The 22,201-nt window shown below is 72.4% G+C and carries 20 protein-coding genes; 6 read left to right on the forward strand and 14 right to left on the reverse strand.

The genetic code is table 11. From position 1 onward, the window contains the following. Nucleotides 1–44: 44 nt before the first annotated feature. From ACFTWP_RS25555 to ACFTWP_RS25565, 3 genes are all read right to left on the reverse strand, one after another. Entirely contained in the window at nucleotides 45–296 is a 252-nt protein-coding gene (locus ACFTWP_RS25555) for a hypothetical protein (protein ID WP_380267116.1), read from the reverse strand. Between the two features lie 398 nt (nucleotides 297–694). Continuing rightward, nucleotides 695–1,453 (reverse strand): SRPBCC domain-containing protein, encoded by a 759-nt coding sequence (locus tag ACFTWP_RS25560; RefSeq protein ID WP_380267117.1) that lies wholly within the window; start codon nucleotides 1,451–1,453, stop codon nucleotides 695–697. A gap of 164 nt (nucleotides 1,454–1,617) precedes the next feature. Then, nucleotides 1,618–3,204: an MFS transporter gene (locus ACFTWP_RS25565; RefSeq protein WP_380267118.1), complete on the reverse strand. Its 1,587-nt coding sequence runs from the start codon at nucleotides 3,202–3,204 to the stop codon at nucleotides 1,618–1,620. Nucleotides 3,205–3,288: 84 nt separating this feature from the next. On the opposite strand from ACFTWP_RS25565, the gene ACFTWP_RS25570 reads away from it, so the two are divergent. After that, nucleotides 3,289–4,002: a TetR/AcrR family transcriptional regulator gene (locus ACFTWP_RS25570; RefSeq protein WP_380267119.1), complete on the forward strand. Its 714-nt coding sequence runs from the start codon at nucleotides 3,289–3,291 to the stop codon at nucleotides 4,000–4,002. A gap of 36 nt (nucleotides 4,003–4,038) precedes the next feature. Here the strand turns inward: ACFTWP_RS25570 and ACFTWP_RS25575 are convergent, their stop codons facing one another. The 9 genes from ACFTWP_RS25575 to ACFTWP_RS25615 all read right to left on the reverse strand — a co-directional run bounded on the left by ACFTWP_RS25575 (nucleotide 4,039) and on the right by ACFTWP_RS25615 (nucleotide 15,096). Next, nucleotides 4,039–5,277, reverse strand: coding sequence for a serine hydrolase domain-containing protein (locus tag ACFTWP_RS25575; RefSeq protein ID WP_380267120.1), 1,239 nt, complete (start codon nucleotides 5,275–5,277; stop codon nucleotides 4,039–4,041). A 162-nt stretch (nucleotides 5,278–5,439) separates the two neighbouring features. Next, complete coding sequence (locus ACFTWP_RS25580) at nucleotides 5,440–7,269, reverse strand: flavin monoamine oxidase family protein (RefSeq protein WP_380267121.1); 1,830 nt, start codon at nucleotides 7,267–7,269, stop codon at nucleotides 5,440–5,442. Nucleotides 7,270–7,424: 155 nt separating this feature from the next. After that, a complete protein-coding gene (locus ACFTWP_RS25585) occupies nucleotides 7,425–7,919 on the reverse strand; it encodes a GNAT family N-acetyltransferase (RefSeq protein ID WP_380267122.1) in 495 nt (164 codons plus the stop codon). Nucleotides 7,920–8,144: 225 nt separating this feature from the next. Beyond that, the gene (locus ACFTWP_RS25590) at nucleotides 8,145–9,158 is read right to left on the reverse strand and encodes a cytochrome c oxidase assembly protein (RefSeq protein ID WP_380267221.1); all 1,014 of its coding nucleotides are present in this window, start codon (nucleotides 9,156–9,158) and stop codon (nucleotides 8,145–8,147) included. Between the two features lie 181 nt (nucleotides 9,159–9,339). Then, nucleotides 9,340–9,747, reverse strand: coding sequence for a DUF3224 domain-containing protein (locus ACFTWP_RS25595; RefSeq protein WP_380267123.1), 408 nt, complete (start codon nucleotides 9,745–9,747; stop codon nucleotides 9,340–9,342). Then, complete coding sequence (locus ACFTWP_RS25600; RefSeq protein ID WP_380267124.1) at nucleotides 9,744–10,967, reverse strand: hypothetical protein; 1,224 nt, start codon at nucleotides 10,965–10,967, stop codon at nucleotides 9,744–9,746. Before ACFTWP_RS25600 ends, ACFTWP_RS25595 begins: the two co-directional genes overlap by 4 nt. Then, the gene (locus ACFTWP_RS25605; RefSeq protein ID WP_380267125.1) at nucleotides 10,964–12,916 is read right to left on the reverse strand and encodes a hypothetical protein; all 1,953 of its coding nucleotides are present in this window, start codon (nucleotides 12,914–12,916) and stop codon (nucleotides 10,964–10,966) included. Before ACFTWP_RS25605 ends, ACFTWP_RS25600 begins: the two co-directional genes overlap by 4 nt. After that, on the reverse strand, nucleotides 12,913–13,695 hold the full coding sequence (locus ACFTWP_RS25610) for a toll/interleukin-1 receptor domain-containing protein (RefSeq protein ID WP_380267126.1): 783 nt from the start codon (nucleotides 13,693–13,695) through the stop codon (nucleotides 12,913–12,915). Before ACFTWP_RS25610 ends, ACFTWP_RS25605 begins: the two co-directional genes overlap by 4 nt. Nucleotides 13,696–13,761: 66 nt before the next feature. After that, nucleotides 13,762–15,096, reverse strand: coding sequence for a helix-turn-helix domain-containing protein (locus tag ACFTWP_RS25615; protein ID WP_380267128.1), 1,335 nt, complete (start codon nucleotides 15,094–15,096; stop codon nucleotides 13,762–13,764). A gap of 403 nt (nucleotides 15,097–15,499) precedes the next feature. Here ACFTWP_RS25615 and ACFTWP_RS25620 point away from each other — a divergent pair, with 403 nt between their 5' ends. From ACFTWP_RS25620 to ACFTWP_RS25630, 3 genes are all read left to right on the forward strand, one after another. Continuing rightward, nucleotides 15,500–16,003 (forward strand): protein kilB, encoded by a 504-nt coding sequence (locus ACFTWP_RS25620; RefSeq protein WP_380267129.1) that lies wholly within the window; start codon nucleotides 15,500–15,502, stop codon nucleotides 16,001–16,003. 112 nt (nucleotides 16,004–16,115) lie between these two features. Further along, nucleotides 16,116–16,361 carry a hypothetical protein gene (locus ACFTWP_RS25625; RefSeq protein ID WP_380267130.1) on the forward strand — a complete coding sequence of 82 codons (246 nt, stop codon included), beginning with the start codon at nucleotides 16,116–16,118 and terminating at the stop codon, nucleotides 16,359–16,361. Nucleotides 16,362–16,514: 153 nt separating this feature from the next. Continuing rightward, complete coding sequence (locus ACFTWP_RS25630; RefSeq protein ID WP_380267133.1) at nucleotides 16,515–17,708, forward strand: hypothetical protein; 1,194 nt, start codon at nucleotides 16,515–16,517, stop codon at nucleotides 17,706–17,708. A 201-nt stretch (nucleotides 17,709–17,909) separates the two neighbouring features. Here the strand turns inward: ACFTWP_RS25630 and ACFTWP_RS25635 are convergent, their stop codons facing one another. Then, nucleotides 17,910–18,914: a 2-hydroxyacid dehydrogenase gene (locus tag ACFTWP_RS25635; protein WP_380267135.1), complete on the reverse strand. Its 1,005-nt coding sequence runs from the start codon at nucleotides 18,912–18,914 to the stop codon at nucleotides 17,910–17,912. A gap of 487 nt (nucleotides 18,915–19,401) precedes the next feature. Between ACFTWP_RS25635 and ACFTWP_RS25640 the strand changes: the two genes are divergently transcribed. Both ACFTWP_RS25640 and ACFTWP_RS25645 read left to right on the forward strand, forming a co-directional pair. Next, nucleotides 19,402–19,794 (forward strand): tyrosinase cofactor, encoded by a 393-nt coding sequence (locus ACFTWP_RS25640; RefSeq protein WP_380267136.1) that lies wholly within the window; start codon nucleotides 19,402–19,404, stop codon nucleotides 19,792–19,794. A 50-nt stretch (nucleotides 19,795–19,844) separates the two neighbouring features. Next, complete coding sequence (locus ACFTWP_RS25645; protein ID WP_380267137.1) at nucleotides 19,845–20,672, forward strand: tyrosinase family protein; 828 nt, start codon at nucleotides 19,845–19,847, stop codon at nucleotides 20,670–20,672. 95 nt (nucleotides 20,673–20,767) lie between these two features. Here the strand turns inward: ACFTWP_RS25645 and ACFTWP_RS25650 are convergent, their stop codons facing one another. Next, the gene (locus ACFTWP_RS25650; RefSeq protein WP_380267138.1) at nucleotides 20,768–21,793 is read right to left on the reverse strand and encodes a 6-phosphofructokinase; all 1,026 of its coding nucleotides are present in this window, start codon (nucleotides 21,791–21,793) and stop codon (nucleotides 20,768–20,770) included. Nucleotides 21,794–22,201 lie beyond the last annotated feature (408 nt).

Below are 22,201 nucleotides of genomic sequence, written 5' to 3' on the forward strand. Positions count from 1 at the left end.
GCGTCTTCCCAGCCACGCCTCGAACACCCCCTGAGAGCGCGAGGCTAATGTCCGCGGAGGACGAGAAACGCCGCCGTCTGCGGTCCGCAGAGCCAGTAGCTGTTGCTATCCGAATGCGTGCGCCGCTCACCGTTCGGGCGGGTTACCACGATGCACTGGTTCTCGTACGTGACCCGGTCACCCGCGGTCAGGAAGGCTGGGCGGTCCAGTTCGACGTAGAAGTCGGAGTGGAGCAGGAACTCCCTGATCACCACTGACCGGGAGACCGGGGTGACGCCGTCCAGAATTACGTCCATGCACCAAGCGTCCCGCAGCAACCGGTCTGTCCGCCAGGGGATTTCGGTTGAGTCGGCCGTCCAGGGATCCTGCCGGGAAGCTGTGGGCTGACCTCGATCCCGCGTGACGGCCCGTCGGGCGGGAATCGGCCGGCGAGCCCCGGCCCATCGCGAAGGTGAGGCCATGTCAAGCAGGATCGTGCGCCGGTCGCGCGCTGCCCATGGCCTGCGCCAGGGTGCGAGCGCCGTGGACAGCGCTTTGTCCAGGGCGATGGTGCGGGCCGTCTCCACCGGCAGGGCCGCCCCGGCCTGCGGGACAACAGCGTGACCATCACCCTGAACAAGTCCCATCGTCCCAGGTCAGTAGTGCCTCGCCTTCTGGTCGCACCTTGGACGGTTCCACTCGTGAATGCGCGAGGCTAGGCGGCGTACAGGCCGTCGAGCCAGGACTGCCAGGCCCGCTCGGCCGTTGCCGCGTCCGCGTCCTCGCCGAACAGGTGCAGGGTCACGCCGACCGGGCCGCCGAAGGCGTTGCGCCCGAAGAACCGGTACAGCCCGTCGTGCGAGCGCAGCCCCAGGAACTGCGGCGTGCGGTAGTCCACCTCGGCGTCCAGAACGCCGATCTCGGGCAGGTCCACACTCAGTCGGTCGCCGACCCGGACCTCGTTGTCGAGGTGGAGTTCGTCCAGCAGCAGTTCGAAGGCCTCCGGTCCGGCCGAGACCGGCGGGGCCTGGACGTCCACGAAGACCGCGCGGCGGCCGGCGAAGTGCCGCAGGTACTGGCCGAGGGTGTGGAGGTAGAAGTCGGTGTGCTTGACGCAGCTCTCGTACCGGGCGTCGTAGTCGTCGGCGAGGACGCCGCGGCGGGTGTGGCGCAGCACCGAGCGGGCCTCGCCACGGGGTTCGATCACGTACTCCAGCGCGTCGAGTGAGCCGGCGTCCCCCTCCGTCACGGCGGCGTACCGGGTCGGCGGCTCCCAGGCCGTCACCCCGGCGCCCTGCGGGGTCTCGTGACCGGGGGCGTGCGGGTGCACCACCGCCGGGACGTCCGCCGGGAACTCCGCGGGGGTGTCCGTCGGGAACATCCAGCCTCCGCTACCGGTCGTGACCGCCTCGAAGACGTCCTGCGGCGCTGCCGGCAGCGCGACCTCACGACGAACCTCGAATTCCCTGGCCATGCTCACTCCTCGCTCGCCGCGCGGACCCTGCGGGCCGGCGGGTGGTGATCGGCGGCCACCGGCCGCCGTCCCCCATTCTCCCGTCGGCACTCCGCTTTCCTGTCCACGGCGCCGGCCGGCGCTGCGCACCGCCGGCCGGCGCCGTTCGGGTCCGGCCCCGCTGCTCAGTGCCGGCTGCCGGCCGGGGACTTGAGCGGTTCCGCCGGCACCGCGGGGGCGGCCGCCGGGAGCGGGGTCGGAGCCCCCGCGCCCGACCGGGCGAATCCGAGCAGGGCGGTGACGGCTCCGGCCAGGGTGAGTGCGGCGCAGATCCAGGTGCCGTGGTGCATCGCGCTGGTGAACGCCTGGTCGGCCGCGGTCAGCAGTCGGTCGGCCGCCTGGGCCGGGAGGCGCCCGGCGAGCACGTGCGCCGACGTCAGGTCGTCCGCGGCGGGGGAGGGCGCGCCGGGGAGGGCGCTCTCCAGGCCGCTGCGGTAGGAGGACGAGACGACCGTGCCGACCACCGCGATGCCCAGTACGCCGCCGAGTTCGCGGACGACGCTGTTGATCGAGCCGGCCGTCGGCGCCTTCTCGCGGGGCAGCGCGTTCACTGTCGCGGCGCTGGCGGGAGCCATGATCAGACCCATGCCGGCGCCGACCACGGCCATCGCCACCGAGATCACCGCGTACGGCGTGCCGGTCTCCACCAGCGACACCCCGGCGAGGCCGAGGGACATCAGGGCGAGGCCGCCGGCGATGGTGCGGCGGGTGCCCAGCCGGGCGGTGGTGCGCGCGCTGGTGGCGGCGGTGCCCGCCATCGCCAGGGCGAACGGCACCGCTCCCAGGCCGGCCTTCAACGGGCTGTAACCGTGCACCAGTTGCAGGTACTGGGTGAAGACGAAGAGCAGGCCGAACAGGGCGAAGAAGGTGATTGCGAGCAGGATGCCGGCGAGGCTGAAGGACGGGATCGCGAAGACCCTGATGTCGACCATCGGCTCGGGGGTCCGCAGCTCCCACAGGGCGAAGGCGGCGAGCAGGAGGACGGCCGCAGCCGCCTCGGCGAGCGACCAGGCGGACAGCCAGCCGCGTTCGGGCCCCTGGACGATCGTGTCGACCAGTGCGGCCAGTCCGCCGGCCGACAGCAGCAGGCCGGCGACGTCGAGTCGACCCGACCGGCGCCCCGGCATCGGGGGGAGGAGGATCAGGACGGCGGCCAGCGCGGCGGCGACCAGCGGCACGTTGATCCAGAAGACGCTGCTCCAGCTGAAGTGCTCCAGCAGCAGGCCCCCGGCGATCGGTCCGATCACGATGCCCAGGCCGGCCGTCGCCGACCACAGGGCGATCGCCTTGGGCCGCTCGCGCGGGCCGAACAGGGTCACGATGGTGGACAGGGTGGCCGGCATGACGAACGCGGCCCCCAGCCCCATCACCGCCCGGAGCCCGATCAGCTGGCCGGGCGAGGTGGCCAGCGCGGCAGCCGCCGAGCCCGCCGCGAACACCGTCAACCCTCCTGCCAGCGCGCGGCGTTGGCCCAGACGTACGCCGAGGCTGCCGGCCGTGATCAGCATCGCCGCGAACACCAGGGTGTAGGCGTTGTTGATCCACTGCAGGTCCGCGGTGGAGGCGGGCAGCCCGGTGGCGAGCGCGGGCAGCGCGGTGTTGAGCACCGTGTTGTCGATGGTGACCACCACGAGGGACGTGCAGAGCGCGGCGAGGGCGGCCCAGCGTCGTGGATGCCCCTGGTCCTGTTCGGTCGTGCCGGCTGAGTCCATGCTTTCCTCACCCCTGTAACCTTACGTCCGTAAGCTTTCATGGGAAAGCTACTCCAATCGGCTCACAGGTGTAAAGTCACGGTCATGTCCTCCCAGCCCGCGCCCGCCGCCCAGGCCCCCGACCAGGGCGAACAGGCGCCGACCCGGCACCGCAACCGGCGTGGCCAGGGCCCCCGGCTGCGCGAGGAGATCATCCGGGCGGCGACCGCGCTCGTCGTCCGCACCGGCTCCGACCAGGCCGTGACGCTGCGATCGGTGGCCCGGGAGGTCGGCATCGCCGCCCCCTCCATCTACGCCCACTTCGCCGACCGGGACGCCATCCTCGACGCCGTCATCGTCGAGTCGCTCGCCCAGCTGCGCGAGACCGTCCTCGCCGCCTCGGCCGACCATCAGGACCCGGTGGAGGCGCTGCTCGCCGGCTGCGCCGCGTACGTCGAGTTCGGCACCCGCGAACCCGCCCGCTACCGGCTGCTGTTCGGCTCCCCGCGGCCCAAGCGGGACCAGACCCCGTGCGGCCCCGAGGAGGGGGCCGTCGCCGTCGGGCCCGAGGACGCGGACGAGAGCGCCGGCACCTCGCACGGACTGGTGGCCTTCCAGACCCTGGTCGACGGCCTGGAGCGCTGCGCGCAGGCGGGGCGTTCGGAGTCCGACGACCCGTTCGGCGACGCCGTCGCGCTCTGGACGGCCCTGCACGGCCAGGTCACGCTGCGGGCCGGCCTCCCGTACTTCCCCTGGCCGCCCACCGACACCGTGGAGCAACTGGTCCGCCGCCTCGGCCGGATCACGCCGGAGGCCTGACCCCCCGCCGGCCGGCCGAGCGGAGCACCCGGACCTTCAGCCTGCCGCCGGGGAGCCCCCGGTCGGACTCACCGGACAGAGCGACTTCACCAACAGGCCGAGTACCGCCCGTTGTTGCTCGGCGCCCTTGGTGTGGTCGAAGGGGTTGTAGGAGAGCGCGATCTGCCGCTGCCCGTCCGCGGTGCCGACCAGGGCGCTCTGGAAGCCCTCGATGCTGCCGGTGTGGCCGAACAGCGGCCCGCAGGGCGAGTCCATCCGCTGCAGGCCCAGACCGTAGCCGACGCCCGGGCGGACCTCCACCGTCCTCTGCATCTCCGCCAGTTCGGCCGGGCGCAGCAGGCGGCCGCCGAGCAGCGCGGACAGGAAGACGTCCAGGTCGGCGGCGGTGGAGATGCCGGAGCCGGCGGCGGAGGCACCCGACGGATTCCTGAGCGTGACGTCCGCCGGGCCGGTGGGGAGGCTGAAGTAGCCGTGCGCGTGCGGCGGCGGGACGAAGGGCGAGGTGCGGGGGAAGGACGTCTGCGTCAGGCCCAGCGGGCGGATGATGCGCCGCTCCACCACCTGCTCCCAGCGCTGACCGGTGGCGCGCTCGACGGCCATGGCGACCAGCAGGTAGTTGGTGTTGGAGTAGCTCCAACCCGTGCCGGGCGGGAAGGTCGGCGGCATCGCCGTGCCGATGGCGGCCAGGTCCGCGAGGCGGTAGGTGGTCCAGCGTCCGGTGGTGAGCCAGCGCCGGATGCCGGCCTCGTCCGCCGGCTCGAACCGCGGGTCGTCGGTCAGTTCGGCGATCCCGCTGGTGTGCTGGAGCAGCTGACGGAGGGTGATGAGCTCGCCGCCGGGGACGGCGCCGGGCACCAGGTGCTCCACCGTGTCGTCGAGGCGCAGCCGTCCCTCGCCGACGAGTTGGAGGGCGACGGTGGCCACGAAGGTCTTGGTGACGCTGCCGATCCGGAAGTGGCCGTCGGTGTGCACGGGGGCCAGGGTCACCAGGTCGGAGACTCCGGCGGCGCCGCGCCAGGTCGTCCGTCCGGCCTCGCGGAGCTCGGCCAGTGCGGCGGTGGAGCCGCCGGCGTCCACGATCGCGGCGAGGGCGGCCTGCAGGGCGGCGGCGTCGGGCCGGCCCCGGCCGGCTCCCGCCGCCGCGCCGCCCGCGCCCTGGGCGAGGGGCGCCGCGACGGCGGCCGGCGCCGTCGCGGCGAGCAGGGCTCCCGCGACGAGGGCCGTCGCCAACCGCAGTCCCGTCCGGTGTGCGCTGCCGAACCTGCGAACCCTCATGGCCGCTCCTCCCGTTGCTCGCCGGGCGCTCGCCCGGTACGGGAGACTCTTCCAGCCGGACCGGCCCGGGCACCTCCCGCGCGGGGTTGGTCGCGCCTCCCTCCGGAGAGGGAACGGCCCGGGGTGGCGGTCCGGCCGCAGCCGCCCGCCACCCCGCTCCGGTCACCGCGGGTGGACCTCCAGGAAGGCGCGGACCGCGGACTCCAGCGCCCCCTCGATCCAGGCCGGCTTCAGGCTGGTGTGCTCGCCCGCGAAGTGCACCCGACCCTCCACCGTGCGTGTGGCGGCGTGCAGTTCGTGCAGCTGGCCGGGCGTGAAGATGACCGCCTCGCCCAGCGCGTAACGGGCCCGCGCCCAGGACTGGGTGGCGCCGACGCCGGTGAACTCGCTCCGGACGACCGGCCCGAACATCCGCTCCATGTCGTCGAGGGCGAAGGCGTACCGCTCGCCGGGGGTCAGCGAGTCCCAGCGCATCGCGTCGTCCGACCAGCTGTAGGAGGCCAGCACGACGCCGCCCGGCGAGCCCGCCGGGGAGTGCGAGGGGAAGTACGTGAAGCGGCTGGCGCTGTCGGAGGTGCAGCCGCCGCCGGTGAAGCCGTTCGGGCCCTGCTCCCAGAAGCGGGTCTTGAACTCCAGCAGCACCTTGGTCGCGGAGTCGTAGTGCAGCTCGTTGACGGCCCGCCGCTTGGGGTAGGACATCAGCGGTTCGACCGAGCAGAAGCGCAGCGCGCTGAACGGGATGGTGACGATGGCGTAGTCGCCCTCGAACGACTCGGTGGGGGCGATCGGCGCGCCGTCGAAGGACTCCTCGTCGCCGCTCTCGGCGGTGGTGTCGATGCGCACACCGGTGTCGGTCTGGACGAGCCGGGTCATCCGCCGGCCCATCCGGATGTCGTTGCGCAGCGGCGCGGCCATCGCCTCGGTCAGCCGGTCGGAGCCGCCCTCCAGCTCCCAGTAGCGGTTGGTGGGCTTGATCACCGCGTGGTCGATGAGGGTCGGGATGAGCGAGTAGTGCAGCCGGGAGGTGAGGTTCTCCAGGGTGCCCGCGGCCTGGATCCGCGCCAGGTCCCAGCCCGCCTCCTCCACCAGGTAGCGGTGGGTCGAGTGGTCGTCGTACTTCTGGAAGATCGCGGCCCAGGCCTCGATCTGCTCGTTGATGTCCGCGTCGGTGGGGACGGTCACCGGCTTCAGCGCCTCGGTGACGGCGTCCGACATCGTCCGGCTGCCGGTGTCCGCACCGAAGGTCTTGTGCACCTTCTCCGGGGTCTGCGCGTACGCGTTCCTGCTGGTGGTCATGCCGTTGACCCGGATCAGGCGCCGGCCGTCGAGCTTGGGCGCCTTGAAGCTGAGGTCGTCCTTGCCGTTGGACCAGGTCTCACCGGTGAAGGAGCGGTAGACCACCGGCGGGACCGACCCGGTGGGCTCGGCGCCCGGGGCGACGTCGGCGTTGTAGAACAGCTGCCGCCTCAGCCCGAGCTTGTCGGCCAGGGCCTGCACCAGCGGGTGGAAGTCGGGCAGTCGCATCGCGCCCGCCTCGGCGTACAGGGCCTTGTCCTTGAAGGTGCGGAAGGTCTTCACCCGGCCGCCCACGCGGCTGGCGTTGGCCTCGATGACCACCACCTCGTGGCCGGCCTGCTTGAGCAGGCTCGCCGCGGCGAGTCCGGCCACACCGGCGCCGACGATCAGCACCTTCTTCCGCGGCGCGCGCGGGGGGAGCCGGCCGTCGATCAGGATCCGCAGGTACTGCAGGGTGAGGTCCTCGCCGTTCTCCCCGACCAGCAGCATCTTGCGGGCCAGGTCGCGGCTCACCTCCGGATCGACGCCGCGCCCGCCGGGAGCGGTCCGCGGCGCTCCCGAGGCGCGGTTCCCGGTGAGGCCGACGGCGCCGGCGACGGCCGCGGCGGCAGCGGCGGACCCGAGGAAGGTGCGGCGGAACAGTCCGGGCGAACCGACCCGTGGAGAACTGGTCACATTGTCGTGCGAGTTGGACATCCATGCTCCTGAAAAGGAATTCGCATACGTCGGACCCAACGCCAACTGAAGCGAGTTGATCAGGGGCACGCGCCGACCTGCGCATTCACCCGGCCGAGTGGCCGGCCGTCCGGGGCGACGACGAACTGGTGAACGGATGCGGGCCCGCCGCGGGCTCAGCCGAGCGGGGGCAGCGCGATCCAGTCCGACCAGGAGATGTCCCGGCCGACGTACCGGGGGGCCCGCAGGGGCCAGGCTTCCGCGATCCAGGCCGGGACGAGCGCGTCCAGCGCCTCCTCGACCTCGCCACCGGCGAGCTCGTCGACCACCCACCAGCTGATCTCGGCGTCGGATCCGGGCTTCTCCGGCGGGTCGATGTACACGCACCCCAGCAGCGCGGACTCGGCGGTGTCGAACAGCGCGTAGTTGAACGACTGGTGGGCCTCGATCTCGACCTCGTGCCGGGCCAGGTCCTCGCGGTCCTGCTCGTGGGTCATGGTGGCCGGCGGCCAGCCCCAGGCCTCGCCGTAGATCGACCACAGCCGCTCCCGCGAGCCCATCACGGCCGGGTGGTCGAGGTCCACGTCCGAGGCCCTGATCGGGCGCAGGTGGTAGCCGTCGAGCACCTCGGTGCGGACGGGATGGACGAAGTCTGCGGGCAGCCAGCTCATGCCCCGGGACGCTACACACTCACCGCCGCCGCCCCCAGCGAATATTCGTCCCGTCGCCATCGCTGAGGCCGTCGCCGCGCTGCCCTCCGTCGCCGAGCGTACGGCTCCGCCGGCCCGAACGCGCCGGAGCCCCCGCCGGGTGGCGGGGGCTCCTTCTGGCGTCGGCGGCCCGGGCCGCGCGGGGGTCGCCGTCCGTTCGCGACCGTCGTCGGTGCGGTGCCGCGGTCAGTCCGTGACCGGGGACGGCGCGGGCGCGGGCGCCGTGGCCGGGGTGGCGGAGGCGCCGGCGGCCGGCTGCCGGCCGCGCCGGTCGAGCGAGGCGAGGTAGTCGTTGTACGCGTTCAGCTCGGCGTCTCCGCTGCGGTCCTCGGCCCGGTCGCGCCGGCGGGCCTGCCGCTCCTCGGACTTCATCCACTGGAAGACCAGCGCGATCAGCACGATCGCGGTCGGGATCTCACCGAAGGCCCAGGTGATCCCGCCGGCGAGCTTCTGGTCGTCCAGCAGGTCGGTGCCGGGCGGTGCGCCCGCCGTGGTGAAGGTGGTGACCAGCTGGTGGCTCGCCATCATCACCGCCACGCCGAAGAAGGCGTGGAAGGGCATGCCCATGAACAGCTCGATGATCCGCATCACGTGGCCCGGCCGGTTCGGTCCCGGGTCCACGCCCATGATCGGCCAGAAGAAGAGCAGTCCGGCGGCCAGGAAGTGCACCATCATCGCGATGTGGCCGAGGCGGTACTGCATCAGGTAGTCGAACAGCGGGGTGAAGTACAGCCCGTACAGGCTGGCGATGAACAGCGGGATGGTGAACGCCGGGTGCGAGACCACCTTGACGTACCGGCTGTGCAGCAGCGCCACCAGCAGCTCGCGCGGCCCGCGGGGGCGGCCCTTGCCGGTCGGGCGCAGGGCGCGCAGGGCGAGGGTGATCGGGGCGCCCAGCAGCAGCAGGATCGGCACCAGCATGGAGAGCACCATGTGCTGGATCATGTGGGCGCTGAACAGCACCATGCCGTAGTCGTTCAGCCCGGTGCAGGTCACCAGGACGACCCCGCCGACGCCGGCCAGCCAGCCGACGCTCCGGCCGACCGGCCAGCGGTCGCCGCGCCGGAGCAGCCGGACGACGCCCGCGGCGTAGAGGGCCACGCCGGCCAGGGCGGCGATCAGGAACACCCAGTCGGGGGACCAGGTGAGCGCCGAGGAGAGTGAGAAGGGGCCCAGCGCCCCCGTGCCCCCGTGGTGCATCCCTGCCATACCGTCGCCCATCGGCGGGTCCTGCTTTCCATCGACGCGGTTCGCACCGGTCCGGTTCGTCCGTTTTGCTTAGGCATACAGACTAGGCGGGGCTTACACCGGGACCGCACCCGCCCCCGGCCTCCGCACCCGCCCCGGTCCCCAGGACCAGCGCCGCCCCGGCCCGCCCCGCTCAGCCGATCTCGTAGTCGAACCACATCCGGTGGGTGCCGTCGGCCTCGACCGCCAGGCCGCCGGCGCCGCTGATCCCGGCCAGCTCCCCGGTGCCGCTGGAGGGCACGATGACGAAGAACTCGTCCGTCCGGTCGGTGCCGCTGGTCGTCCCCGAGTGGGCGAAGTTGAAGGCGCCTCCCCGCCCGTTCAGCGAGCCCTCGAAGGACTCCATGGCCACGTAGGTGCCGACGCCGGTCTCCTGGTCGAAGGCGGCGGTGAACAGCGTGGTGGAGCGGCCGACGACCTCCCCCTCGAAGGCCTTCTCCAGCGTCGCGACACCGACCGGGACCCCGGTGGCCACCGCGGGGGAGGGCACCAGGTCGGCCGGGACGAAGGACTTCACGGTGAACGTTCCGGAGGCTCTCATGGCGCAGATGGTACGGCGGGGGACTGACAATCCGGTTCGGGCACGGCCGTGCCGCGGTCGGGCCCTGCCGGCATGCCGTGCCCGTCGTCCGGGGCCGCGACGGGCTGTCGCCGGCCGGGTACGGGCGGGGGGCCGCCTCCCTCCTCGCCCAGCAGGCCCTCCCGGATCAGCCGGGCGTGCTCCGGCCGGCCCGTCGCGTCGGTGATCTGGGCCACCCGGCGGGTGTAGACCTCCCGCTCGGGGGACTCCTTCGCCAGCTCGACGTCGTCCAGCAGTTGGTTCAGCGGCCCGACCACCAGCGGCCCGCGGCTCGGTCCGGACGGCCCGTCGGGATTCGACGGCCGGGCCCCGGCACCGGCCTCCCCGCCGTCGTCGCGGTGGCGCCGGAAGGGCGCCACCTCGTCCAGGAACGGGATGGCGTGCGGCCGCGTCGGCCTCGGGACGAGGTGTTCGTACAGGTCGTCCACGGCCTCGTCGTTGGCCGCGGCCGAGAGCTGCGCCAGCGGACCGATCATGTCGACCGCCTCCGTGACCTTGTCCTCGTGCCGGGCCAACCACCACACCACCGCGCTTCCGGGCGACTTCAGGACGTCGTCGCCGAGGTAGGCCCGCCTGCTCTGCTCGTGCCGCCGCTCGTGCTCCCGGACCTCCTCGGTCTTGCGTACCTCCGACAGCTTGCCCAACCTGTCCCGGTCCTCCTCCGAGAGCCTGAGTTCGACCCGGCCGCCCATGGCCTCGACGAGCCCGGACGCGTCCCGGATCTGCGTGCCGAGCACGCCGTTCAGCCGGTGCAGGACCAGGTCCAGCCGCTGCGGGACTTCGCGCTCGGTCAGCTCGCGGGCACGGGTCAGGACCGCCTCGATCGCCAGACTGGCCGGGTCCGCGTGCACCGGGCCGCTCGCCCCCGGGACCGGACGCCACCACACCGTCGCCGAGAAGTGGAAGTCGTAGTCCGGCACCCGACTGGGCAGCGCCACCACGTCCACTCTGGTCTCCGCCCACGGCGGCTCGTCCGGGTCCACCCGTTCCGGCTCGGGCTCGGGCTCGGGTTCCGGTTCCGGTGACGGCGCCGACGCGAGCAGAACCGCAAGCACCACGGAGACCACCGCCGGGGCCGCCCACAGCCAGAGCGGCCACTTCGCCGCCGCACCGAGAACCACGGTCATCAGGCCCGCTGCGAGCGCCAGGCCGACAATCGGCGTCTTCCCCGTGACCTTCACCCCGGGCTCCCCTCGGTCGCCCCGACCGGGGCCGGATCCAGCGGCTCGATGCCCTGGGCGCGGTCGATCTCGCGGCAGAAGCGCGCCGCCACGTCGGCTCGGCCGACCGGACCCGGTGCGTCGTCCGGGGCACCCGCCCAGTCGTACGCCAGCAGGTAGCAGCGGCTCAGCAGCTCGATCCCGCCGTCGGCGGCGTCGATGAGGATCCCCATCAGCCACGCGCCCCCGTCCCGCCGGTGCCGGGCGGCCGAGAGCCAGGCCCCGATCCCGGACGACCACACCTCCACCGGCGCCACCGCGAACACCCCGCGCCAGCCGCGGACCAACTCCTCGCGCCGCGCCTCGGACGGGAGCGGGGCGACCAGCCGCAGGAAGATCCCGGCATCCCGGCGCCAGGGATCCCGCCGCTCCATTCCCTCGCACACGCGACCGAGCAGCTTCTCGAACAACGGCCCCTCCCCGCCGGCGAGTTCGAGCAGGGCCTCCAGGGCGTAGCGCGGGGCGCCCGCGGACTCCCGCCGGGCAAGCTGGTGCAGGCGAACGAGTGCCTGGTCAGGGTGGTGCGGTGCCATCACGTCGGCGCAGATCCGTGCGAGGCCTCGCACCAGGTTCGGCTGTAGCCGCGTCTCCATCGACCAGTCGTAGATCCTCATCCGGAACGCCGCGCCCCACCGCTCGTCCCTGAGCCCCTGGTCCAGTACCGCCATCGCCTCGGGCAGCAACCTCGCCTCCTTCGCCCAGGACTCGACCAGCGCGGTCAGGACGTGGACGTCGCCGGCTCTCAGGGCCTGTTCGGTGAACCGGCCGACCAGATTCCGGCGTTCGGCCTGGTCCAGCCACGGTGGGCCCTTGACGGACTCGGCGACCCAGGCGCCGAACGCGGCTCGGAGGTCCGGGTAGTAGAGCCAGAAGTGGGAGCGGACGGCCTGGCCGTAGGCCAGCGCGTCGAAGTGGATCCGCCCCTGGCTCACCTTCACCCGCAGCTCCGCCAGGCGCTGGGTGAGATCGGTCCGGTCGAGCCGGGGCCGCTCGTCCTCCGGGTGGCCGAGCGTCGTCAACAGCCGGGTGGAGAGCCGGAACACCGCGTCCGCCGGCGCCTCCTCCAGCATCGCCGCGGTGAACAGCAGGGCCCGCTGGCGCCCGTCGGTGAGAGCGGCGATGTGCTCGGCCACCTCGTCGTCGCGCTGCAGCAGGGCGGCGACGGCCTTCGCGGCCCAGACGTCGAAGCGACCTCCCTGCGACCGTGCCTCGACCACCAGGTCGCAGAGCCGTTGCAGTTCCCCCATGGGCGAGCCCGCCAGGAGCCGGCCCACGGCCGACCGGTGCAGCTCCGCAGGCGACACCTTGACGTCGGCCCGGCCCAGGTGGCGGGTCAGGACCTCGCCGCCGTCGGGGCGGCCGATCCGTACCAGCAACTGGCGGAGGTCCGACTGCAGGAGGTGTTCGCGCTCCCGGGGCAGGACCACCGCGAGCCGCCCGCCGATCTGTTCGACCTTGCTCCAGTACGAGGCGATCAGGCCCTGTGCATCGACGAGTTCCTGGTCGGACGCGCTCGACAGGTCGATCAGGACGCGCTCGCCGCCCGCCAGTCGCGCGGGCTCGTCGGGTCGGTCGTCGTCCGCTGCGACCTCGCGGAACGGGTCGGTGCGCCCGCCCGCGTGATGCAGCAGGACGACGCAGGCGGTGCGACGGCCGCTGCCGGCGGCGCCGGAGACCAGAACCGCCGTACCGGGATCCTCCAGTCGCTCGGCCGCGTCCCCGTACCCGGGGGGCGGGACGAAGCGCCGGCTCAACCACACGCGCCGGTCGACCGCCATCCGCACCGGATCGCCGCCACCGCGGACGAGCCGCTCGGCCGCGAAGTAGTAGTAGTTGTTCTGCGCCCCGCTCCCCGTGTGGGTCTGTCCCGCCGCGTTGCCGATCCACGTCGTGTCCCCGCCGTCGGTCACCGCCGCCGCTCCCCACGGTCGCGCCGGTCGCCGAAGTCGTTGGTGACGGTGCCGCGTTCGACGTAGTTGCTGCCGTCACCGTGGAACTCGACGCCCCCGTTGCGGATGGTGTTGTGCTGCGTTCCGCTCCCGGTGTGCACCGGTCCGCCGGCGTGGTTGATGTACGTTCCCAGGTCGCCGCCCACGGCGCCGACGCCTCCGCTCTGCTCGTGCCGGTAGTCCCGGATCTGCACCGTGCCGCCGTCGGTCCGGCCGTCCGCGCGAAGGCTCTCGTCGCCACCGAGCTCCCGGGTGATCCGCCCTTCGGCCTCGGCCAGCCGGGGGACCGCCTCGGCGAGGTCGTCCCCGAGGCGCCTGAGTCCGGACTCCGCGTCGCGGTTGTCGAAGCGTCGGTACTGGCAGTCGGCGAGCCTGGCGAGTTCGGCGGGCAGCTCGTGCCGGTCGAGCCGCGTCGTGCGTCCGACGAGCACCGGGACGACCAGGGCGCCGCTCTCGAAGGCCTCGATGATCTCCCTGCGGGTCCAGTCCTCCGGGTCGTCGAGCGCGCGTCGCCCGTCCGCCGTCCGGGCGGCGCTCCAGTGCCGGCCGATGACGGCGAGGAGGACGCTGCTGCGGCGGACGGCGGTCAGCAACTCGCGGGGGAAGGCCTGGCCGATTCCGATGGATTTGCTGGCACGGAACACGCGGTCGGTGCCGAAACGCCGCGAGAGCTCGCGCTCGATCAGTGTGGCGGTGGTGTCCTCGTCGTCGGTGCGGTAGTTGACGAAGATGTCGGGCATGGCTGGATACCTCTCCGGTGAGTGACGGGCGGACAGCGGCCGTGGGCCGATCGGTCTTCGTACGGGCTACGGGTGCAGTGCGCCGGCGAGCAGGGGCTGGAGGTTCTGCACGCTCCGCCCCGAGCGGAACCGGTGCAGTTCGCGGGCGAGCCGCCGGACGTCGGCCTGGATGGTGGCCGACCGCAGCGCCGGAACCAGCGGCAGAAGGTCCGAGGCCAGCTCGCAGGCGCGGTCCGGTTCGCCGTCGGCGGCGTACGCGAGGGCGCGCCGGATCCCGTACCGGGCCCGGCTGCGGACGGCATGGGCGGGAATCCTCCGGCACTCGCGGTCGAGCACCTCGGCCGCCCGGTCGGCGCGACCGAGGTCGTACAGGCACCAGCCGGTGACCATGGCGGCCGGGTCGGCCAGATGGGTGGTGCCGAGGACGGGTGCGCCGGCACCGTCCTCCGTGTCGGCCCGGGCCAGGAGCTCCCGGGCACGGTCGAGGCTGCGCAGGCAGGCGTAGGAGTCCCCGGCGAGTGCGTGGCCCTGCGCCTCTCGCTGGGCGGCGAGGCCCCGAATCCGCGGCGGCAGGCCGCCGGCCTGCGCCGGTTCGACGATCTGCACGGTCCGGGCCGCGTCGCCCGCGTAGAAGGTGACCAGGGCGCGGCGGACCAGGGCGTACGAGGCGAGATGTCGGTCGCCGCCGGCCTCCGCGAGTTCCACGGCGTGGGCGGTCCAGCGAAGCGCCAGCGAGGTGTCGCCGGCCTCCTGGGCCATCCACCCCGCGTATTCCGCGTACCGGGCGGCGAGCACGAGCAGGCGGCCGCGGTTCACCGTGTCGGCCTGGCCGGCGAGCTCACCGAGGGTGCGGGTCTGGGCGGTGAGCAGGGGGAGCAGCGTGCCGGGTGCGCTGATCTGACCGAGGCGCCGCATCTGGTCGAACTGGGTTCGGAAGATCTCGACCGGTGCCGACTCCGTCGCCGGTTCGCCGCCGGCGGCGGGGGCGGGGGCGGGGGCGCCGAGGGCGGCCGGCGGAGCGGCGGCGGCGAGCCCGGCACCGAACAGCGATGTCGCCCCTGCGGCGAGCAGTTGTCGCCGTCCGAGCCCGGCGGCCCAGCCGGCTTCGCCTTCGCCCCGCCGCGGTGGTTCCTTCTCGGCGGTTCCGGTGTCTCGGTCGGGACGGGTGCGCCGGGGCTCGGTCGGCAGGAGCCGCTCCAGTTCGCCCTGGGCGCCGAGGTGCGCGTCGCAGCGGCGGGCGAGCTCGGGCGGGGGCGCCTTGTGACCGCGTTCGATCTTGCTGAGGTGCCCCTTGCTGTAGCTGAGCAGTTCGGCGAGCCGGGTGAGGGTGAGCCCGGCGGCGATCCGTCGCCTGCGGAGTTCCGGGCCGAACTCACTGGACGGCGCTATAGACGTGTGCATGCCAACCCCGTTTCTGGCTCCGACCGCCCGGACGTCCACCGTGTCGAGGGTCGGAAGCGGTCTTTCCTCGCTTCCGCCTGAATCTTGGCATGCGATCGACTGGGCAAAGCGGCGATCGGTCGGGTTTCCCGTTTCCTCTTTCTGTCCGAATAGCTTTGCGAACAAAACGAGTTGGCGATATGTCCATCAGTGCGAACGGGCAGTCCGACGGCACGTCCGGGTCGAGCGGGAGGGTCACCGCGGCAGCCTGAGGCGTTGAGGCGTTGAGGCGTCGTGGCGCGGGCGGTCGGGAGTCCGCGACCCCGGGCACCTTCGTGTTCCGTCGTGAGGCGAAGCCGGGCAGCAGGGCGTCAGATCCGTCGGTACGTCAGGAGTGGTTCGTCGAACTAGGGGAGAGGATCAGATGATGGACATCAGCATGTGGGTCACCGTGGGCACCAGTGTGGTGGCGGTGGCGGGAACCCTCGCCGGGACGTTGCTCGCCGGCTGGATGCACAGTCGTACCGCCCGTGCCGCTCAGGCGGTGGCCGACGCCAAGTCCCGCCGCAGCGAGGTCCTGAGCACCGTGACCGCGCTGGTGGCGGCGCTCGGCGACCATCGCCGCGCCCAGCTGGTGCGCGCCAGGGGGCGGGCCCGAGTCCTCGCCCTGACCGGGGACGTCGCGGCGGCCGACGAGCAGTACACCCCGGCCGTCCACCAGACCCGTAGCGCGGTCACGGGTCCGAGCATCACCCTGCGGATCATCTGTCCGGAGCTGGCGGAGGCGGCCGAGCGCGCGGTCGGGGCGACGTTCGCGATCCGGGACGCCGAGAGTCTCGCCGACGCCGAGCACCTGCGTCTCCAGTCGAAGCTCGTCTGCGACGCACTGGTCACCGAAGCCGGTCGGGTGCTCGCCCCCCGTACCTGACCGCACCTCAACGGGTACCCGTGACAATGGGGACGTGGATATCCGGGAAGACGACGCCGTGTTGGAGTGGTGGGCCAATCGATCGACCTGCCTGGGCCGGTTCGCTGTACGCGTGACGGTCCGTACGACCGGCGACGAGTGGAGATGCGACGCCGTTTTCGATCCTCCGCTGTCCGAGGCCGACCAGGAGGGATTCGACTTCCTGATGGCGCTGGAACCGCTGTTCACGCTGTACTTCGACGAGGGGAGCACGATCCTGGTCGACGTCTCCACGACGGACGTTCGGGGGCGCCTCACGCTCGCCGTCCACGAGCCGGAGACGACGGAGCCGGCCGGCACCAGGCGCGTCCGGCCCTAGCCGGCCTGTCCGGCGCCTGCGGAGCGCAACCGCGTTCGAGCCCCGGCGGGCCCCTGTCAGCTCTTGAACTCCCGTTCATCCGGGCGTTGCCCGCCATCACGTGGGCCGGGTCGATACTGCTTCCCGAAATCGGGCCACCCACCGGGAGACAACATGTTCAGCAGGATCTGTGCGGCCGCGGGCCTCACCCTCGCGATGACCGTGGTGCCGGCCACCGCCGCTACGGCGGACGACGGCCGCGCCGCGCACGGCGCCCGCGCACCGTTCACGCTGGCCGTGTTCGGCGACGCCCCGTACGGCACCTCGCCCAGCGACACGTCCGAGTTCGAGGCGACGCCGGCGTTCATCGCCTCCGTCAACGCCGACCGGGACGTCAGCACCGTGATCCACGTGGGCGACATCCACTCCGGCAAGCAGTACTGCACCGAGGCGTACGACCAGTCGATCGCCGCGCTCTGGAAGACTTTCGCCGACCCGCTGGTCTACACGCCCGGCGACAACGAGTGGTCCGACTGCCACAAGGCCGCCGAGGGCGGCGGCAAGTACAACGCCGCCACGGGCCTGATCGATCCGGTCCTCGACCCGGCCACCGGTCGGCCCGTCGACTACGCCGCCGGCAACCCCGTGCAGAACCTGGACCTGGTCCGCCGGACGTTCTTCGCCCGGCCCGGCCACACCCTCGGCAGTGACACCCTGCGCGTCCTGTCGCAGGCCCAACTGCCGCACTGGGCGCACCCCGAGGACTCCAGGTACGTGGAGAACGTGCTCTGGGTCAAGAACGGCACCCTGTTCGTCACGGTCAACCTGCCCGGCGGCTCCAACAACGACGCCGACCCGTGGTACGGGGCGCCGACCGCCTCCCAGGAGCAGCTCGACGAGGCCGCCCACCGCACCGCCGCCGACCTGCGCTGGCTGGACACCGCCTTCACCCTCGCCCGGGCCGGCGGCCTCTCCAGCGTGGTCGTCACCGCCCAGGCCGACATGTGGGACCTGGACGGCAAGCCGGCCTCGCACGTGGCCAACTACGAGCCGCTCGTTGCCAGTCTGGCTTCGCACACCACCGCCTTCGGCAAGCCGGTCCTGCTGCTGATGGGCGACTCGCACGTCTACCGCTCGGACAACCCGCTCGCCCAGGGCTCGGCCTGCACCGGCGACGAGGGTGTCTGCTCGTACGACGCCTGGAACAGCCACCCCGGCTACCAGGTGCCGAACTTCCACCGCATCGTCGTCCACGGCAGCACCGTCCCGCTGGAGTGGCTGAAGCTGACGGTGACCCCGGGCGCCCACAACCCGACCACCGCCACCTCCTTCGGCCCCTTCACCTGGACCCGCATCACCAAGGGCTGACCGCACACCCGCACGCGCGAGTGGGCCCGGCCCGGTGCCGGCCGTCGCCTGAGACGGTGGCGTCCGGCCCGGTCGCGGACCGGCGTTCCAGGAGACCCGCTGCGAACAGCCGCGCCGCCCCGAAAGGGGTGAGTTCTCCGCGAGGTCGTCTGTTCGTGCCAGTCCGAGCAAGTGTGGTCGGCCGGGTGGTTGGTTGCGCGGTCAGGTCCTTCCGGGCGCCGGGACGAGGGTGTTCTCGCCGGTGCGGCCGGCGGCGAAGTCCTCGACGTTGTGCAGGGTCGCCTCGATGATCTGGCCGACGGCGGTGCGGGTGAAGTAGGCCTGGTGGGAGGTGACCAGTACCTGGGGGAAGGTGACCAGTCGGGCGAGGACGTCGTCGTCGATGCCTTCCACGGAGCGGTCGAAGAAGAAGAGGCCGGTCTCCTCCTCGTAGACGTCCAGGCCGACGCCGGAGAGTCGGCCGGAGCGTAGGGTCTCGACCAGGGCGGCGGTGTCGATGAGGCCGCCGCGGCTGGAGTTCACCAGGATGGCGTCGTCCTTCATGGTGGCGAGGGCTTCGGCGTCGATGAGGTGGTGGGTGGCGGGCAGCAGGGGAACGTGCAGGCTGATGAGGTCGCTGCGGGCGAGCAGGTCCTCGCGTTCGACGTAGGTCATGCCGAGGTCCAGGCAGTTGGGGTTGGGGGTGATGTCCCAGCCGAGCAGGGTGGTGCCGAAGCCGTGGGCGATCCGGGCGAAGCACTCGCCGATCTTGCCGGTGCCGACCACGCCGACGGTCATGCCGTGGATGTCGCGCCCCATCAGCCCGTCGAGGCGGAAGTCGAACTCGCGGGAGCGGCCGGCGGCCCGGACGAGGCGCCGGTTGACGGCCAGGGCCAGGGTCCAGGCGTGCTCGGCCACGGCGTACGGGCTGTAGTAGGAGACCCGGGCGACGGTGAGCCCCAGTGCCGCGGCGGCTTCGAGGTCGATGTTGTTGAAACCGGTGGAGCGCTGCGCGACGAGCCTGGTCCCGCCGCCGGCGAGTACGGCGAGGGTCTCGGCGTCCAGGACGTCGTTGACGCTGCTGCTGACGACCGGGTAGCCGGCGGCCAGCGGGGCGGTGTCGTGGTTGAGGAAGACGTCGAGGCTGCGCAGGGCGTGCCGGCCCTCGAAGGCGGCGGCCAGCAGGGGCCGCTCGTCGGCCTGCACGCCGTAGGCGAGGATCTCCATGGTCGGTACCTTCCGGTCGTGGTCTGGTGCCATCGGCCACGCTATCGGCACTGCTCACCGGGCCCGCCGTGCGGCGCGCGGGCGGGCCGGGCCACGGCTTCGCGCCATCCGTGGCGGGTGAGGGCGGTCACTCCTTCGCGGTTCCACCGGAAGATCTTCACCGGATCGCCGGAGAAACCGAAGATCATCACGGTGGTCCGCCGATCGCCCGGACATTCCGAAGATCTTCCCTCCGGCGGCATTGGGCCTTCGTGTGCGGATTGTCCGGAAACCAGGGCAACCCCGTACCCCCCGCCGATCGGCCGTTACTCGGCCCCGGTCCGGCCTGTGAGGATGTGGACGGGCGGAGCGATCATGAACCTCCGCCGGGCTCGGCCGGCCGATCCGACTGCCGCCGAACCGAACTGACGATGCGTCAGACATCTCATCCGTACGTTCGCCGCGCGCATCCCGCCACCCCTGGGAGCGCGCAGGAGGGGGTCCATCCATGTCCCAGCTCAGCCATGCCTCGGAACTGACCCGAAGGCGCATGCTCCAGGGCGCGGCCGTCGCCCTGACGGCCGCCGCCGGCACCGTCGTGCTCGGCGTCACCGGACCGACCGGCGGGCAGGCCACCGCGGCCGGCCCCGAGGGGTCCGAGGTGTTCGACGAGCTCTTCCGGGGCCGCCGCATCCAGGGCCGCCCCGCTCAGGGCGGCGGCCACCACCACGACGCCGGCTACAGCGTGCGGATCGACGGCGAGGAGCTGCACATGATGCGCAACGCCGACGGCACCTGGATCAGCGTCGTCAACCACTACCAGACGTACGCCACGCCGCGCGCGCTCGCCCGCGCCGCCGTCCAGGAGCTCCAAGGCGCGGCGCTCGTCCCGCTCGTCTGAACCTCGCCGTCCGGCATGCACTCGTACCGACTCGTACCAAGGGGGGACTGATGGCAGTCCGCAAGAACCAGGCGACCCTGACGGCCAAGGAGAAGCGGGACTTCGTCAACGCCGTGCTCGCGCTCAAGCGGGCCGGGCGCTACGACGCCTTCGTCAGCACGCACAACTCGTTCATCATCAGCGACACCGACAACGGGGAGCGGGTCGGTCACCGCTCGCCCTCGTTCCTGCCCTGGCACCGCAGGTTCCTGCTCCAGTTCGAGCAGGCGCTGCAGAGCGTCGACCCGAACGTCACGCTGCCCTACTGGGACTGGACCGCCGACCGGACCGCGAGCGCCTCGCTGTGGGACGCCGGCTTCCTCGGCGGCAACGGCCGAAGCAGCGACGGCCAGGTGACCACCGGCCCGTTCGCCTTCGGCGGCGGCGGGTGGACGCTCAACGTGCGCCCGGACAGCCGCACCTACCTGCGGCGCTCGCTGGGCACTGCGGTGGCCTCGCTGCCGACCCGCGCGGAGACCGAGTCCGTGCTGGCGATCCAGGCCTACGACGCGGCGCCGTGGAACAGCTCCTCCGAGGGTTTCCGCAACAACCTGGAGGGCTGGCGCGGGGTCAACCTGCACAACCGGGTGCACGTGTGGGTGGGCGGGCACATGACCACCGGGATGTCGCCCAACGACCCGGTGTTCTGGCTGCACCACTGCTTCATCGACAAGCTCTGGGCCGAGTGGCAGCGCCGGCACCCCGGGCAGGGGTACCTCCCGGCGGCCGGCACCGCGAACGTGGTGGACCTCGGCGAGACCATGAAGCCGTGGAACGACACCACCCCGGCCGACATGCTCGACCACACCCGCCACTACACGTACGACACCGGCTTCTGACCCGTCGCTCGACCGGGGCGCCCGCCCCGGGAACGGTCGCGGCCCCGGGTGCTCACCCGGGGCCGCGACCGTTCTGCACGGGGACGTGCCCGCCGTCAGATGACGGTCTCGGCCTCCAGGTAGCGCTCCGCCGGGACGGTCTTCAGCTCGGCGACGGCCTCGGCCAGCGGCACCAGGTTGATCGCGGTGCCCTGCAGGGCCGTGATGTGGCCGAAGGCGCCCTTGTGGACGGCCTCGACGGCGTGCCAGCCGAAGCGGGTGGCGAGCACCCGGTCGTAGGCGGTGGGCGTGCCGCCGCGCTGGGTGTGGCCGAGGATGACCGGCTTGGCCTCCTTGCCCAGGCGGTGCTCCAGCTCGCGGGAGAGCTGGTTGGCGACGCCGGTGAAGCGCTCGTGGCCGTAGATGTCCTTGACGCCCTCCTCCCAGTGCATGGTGTCGGGCTCGGGCTTGGCGCCCTCGGCGCAGACCACGATCGCGAACTTCTTGTTGCGGTCGAAGCGCTCGCGGACGACCTCGGTCAGCCGGTCGATGTGGAAGGGGCGCTCGGGGACCACGATCGCGTGGGCGCCGGCGGCCATGCCCGCGTGCAGCGCGATCCAGCCGGTGTGGCGGCCCATGAGCTCGACGACCATCACGCGCTGGTGCGACTCGGCGGTGGTCTTCAGCCGGTCGAGGGCGTCGGTGGCGACCGAGACGGCCGTGTCGAAGCCGAAGGTGACGTCGGTGCAGGCGATGTCGTTGTCGATGGTCTTCGGCACGCCGACCACCGGAAGTCCGCCGTCGCTCATCAGCTTGGCGGCCTTGAGGGTGCCCTCGCCGCCGATCGGGATGACCGCGTCGATCCCGAGGTCCTCGCAGTACTTCTTGGCACGCTCGACGCCGTCGCGCAGGTGGGAGGGCTGGACTCGCGAGGAGCCGAGGATCGTCCCGCCCTGGGCGAGGATGCCGCTCACCGAGTCGAGGGTCAGGGGGCGGTGGACACCCTCCAGAAGGCCGCGCCAGCCGTCCTGGAAACCGATGATCTCGTCTCCGTGGTCGACCACCCCCCGATGGACCACGGAGCGGATCACAGCGTTCAGGCCGGGGCAGTCACCACCGCTGGTCAGCACACCAATACGCATTGCTTTGCAACTCCCGAGCAGAACCGAGGAACGGCCGGACTACCAGGCTGGGACCACGTCGACACCGTACCGGGCCGCTCCCGCGCCGGGGTGGCGGGGAGATTGCCGTCAGGTGAAGCGCTGGGCGGATCGAACACTTCTGCTCGAAACCGACCACGAGGTCGAGCATATAGCGGGCCCCTGTGTCCGGCCGGACAGGGACCGACACGGCAGCGGCACCGTCGGCGCTCCCGTGTAATGCAGCCGGCTGCCGAGGAGGGTGTGCGGCCAGCGTTCCTATTGTCGTACGTATTCGATTGTCAGTGGGCCGGGTGCGCCGCAATCGGGCCACCGGCTCCGGTACACCCCCGTGACGCCGGCGGGCGGGGGGCGGTGATCCGCTACCGCCCCACCCGCGCGGAACACGGG

The sequence above is a fragment of the Kitasatospora sp. NPDC057015 genome (assembly GCF_042673745.1).
Lineage (GTDB): Bacteria > Actinomycetota > Actinomycetes > Streptomycetales > Streptomycetaceae > Kitasatospora.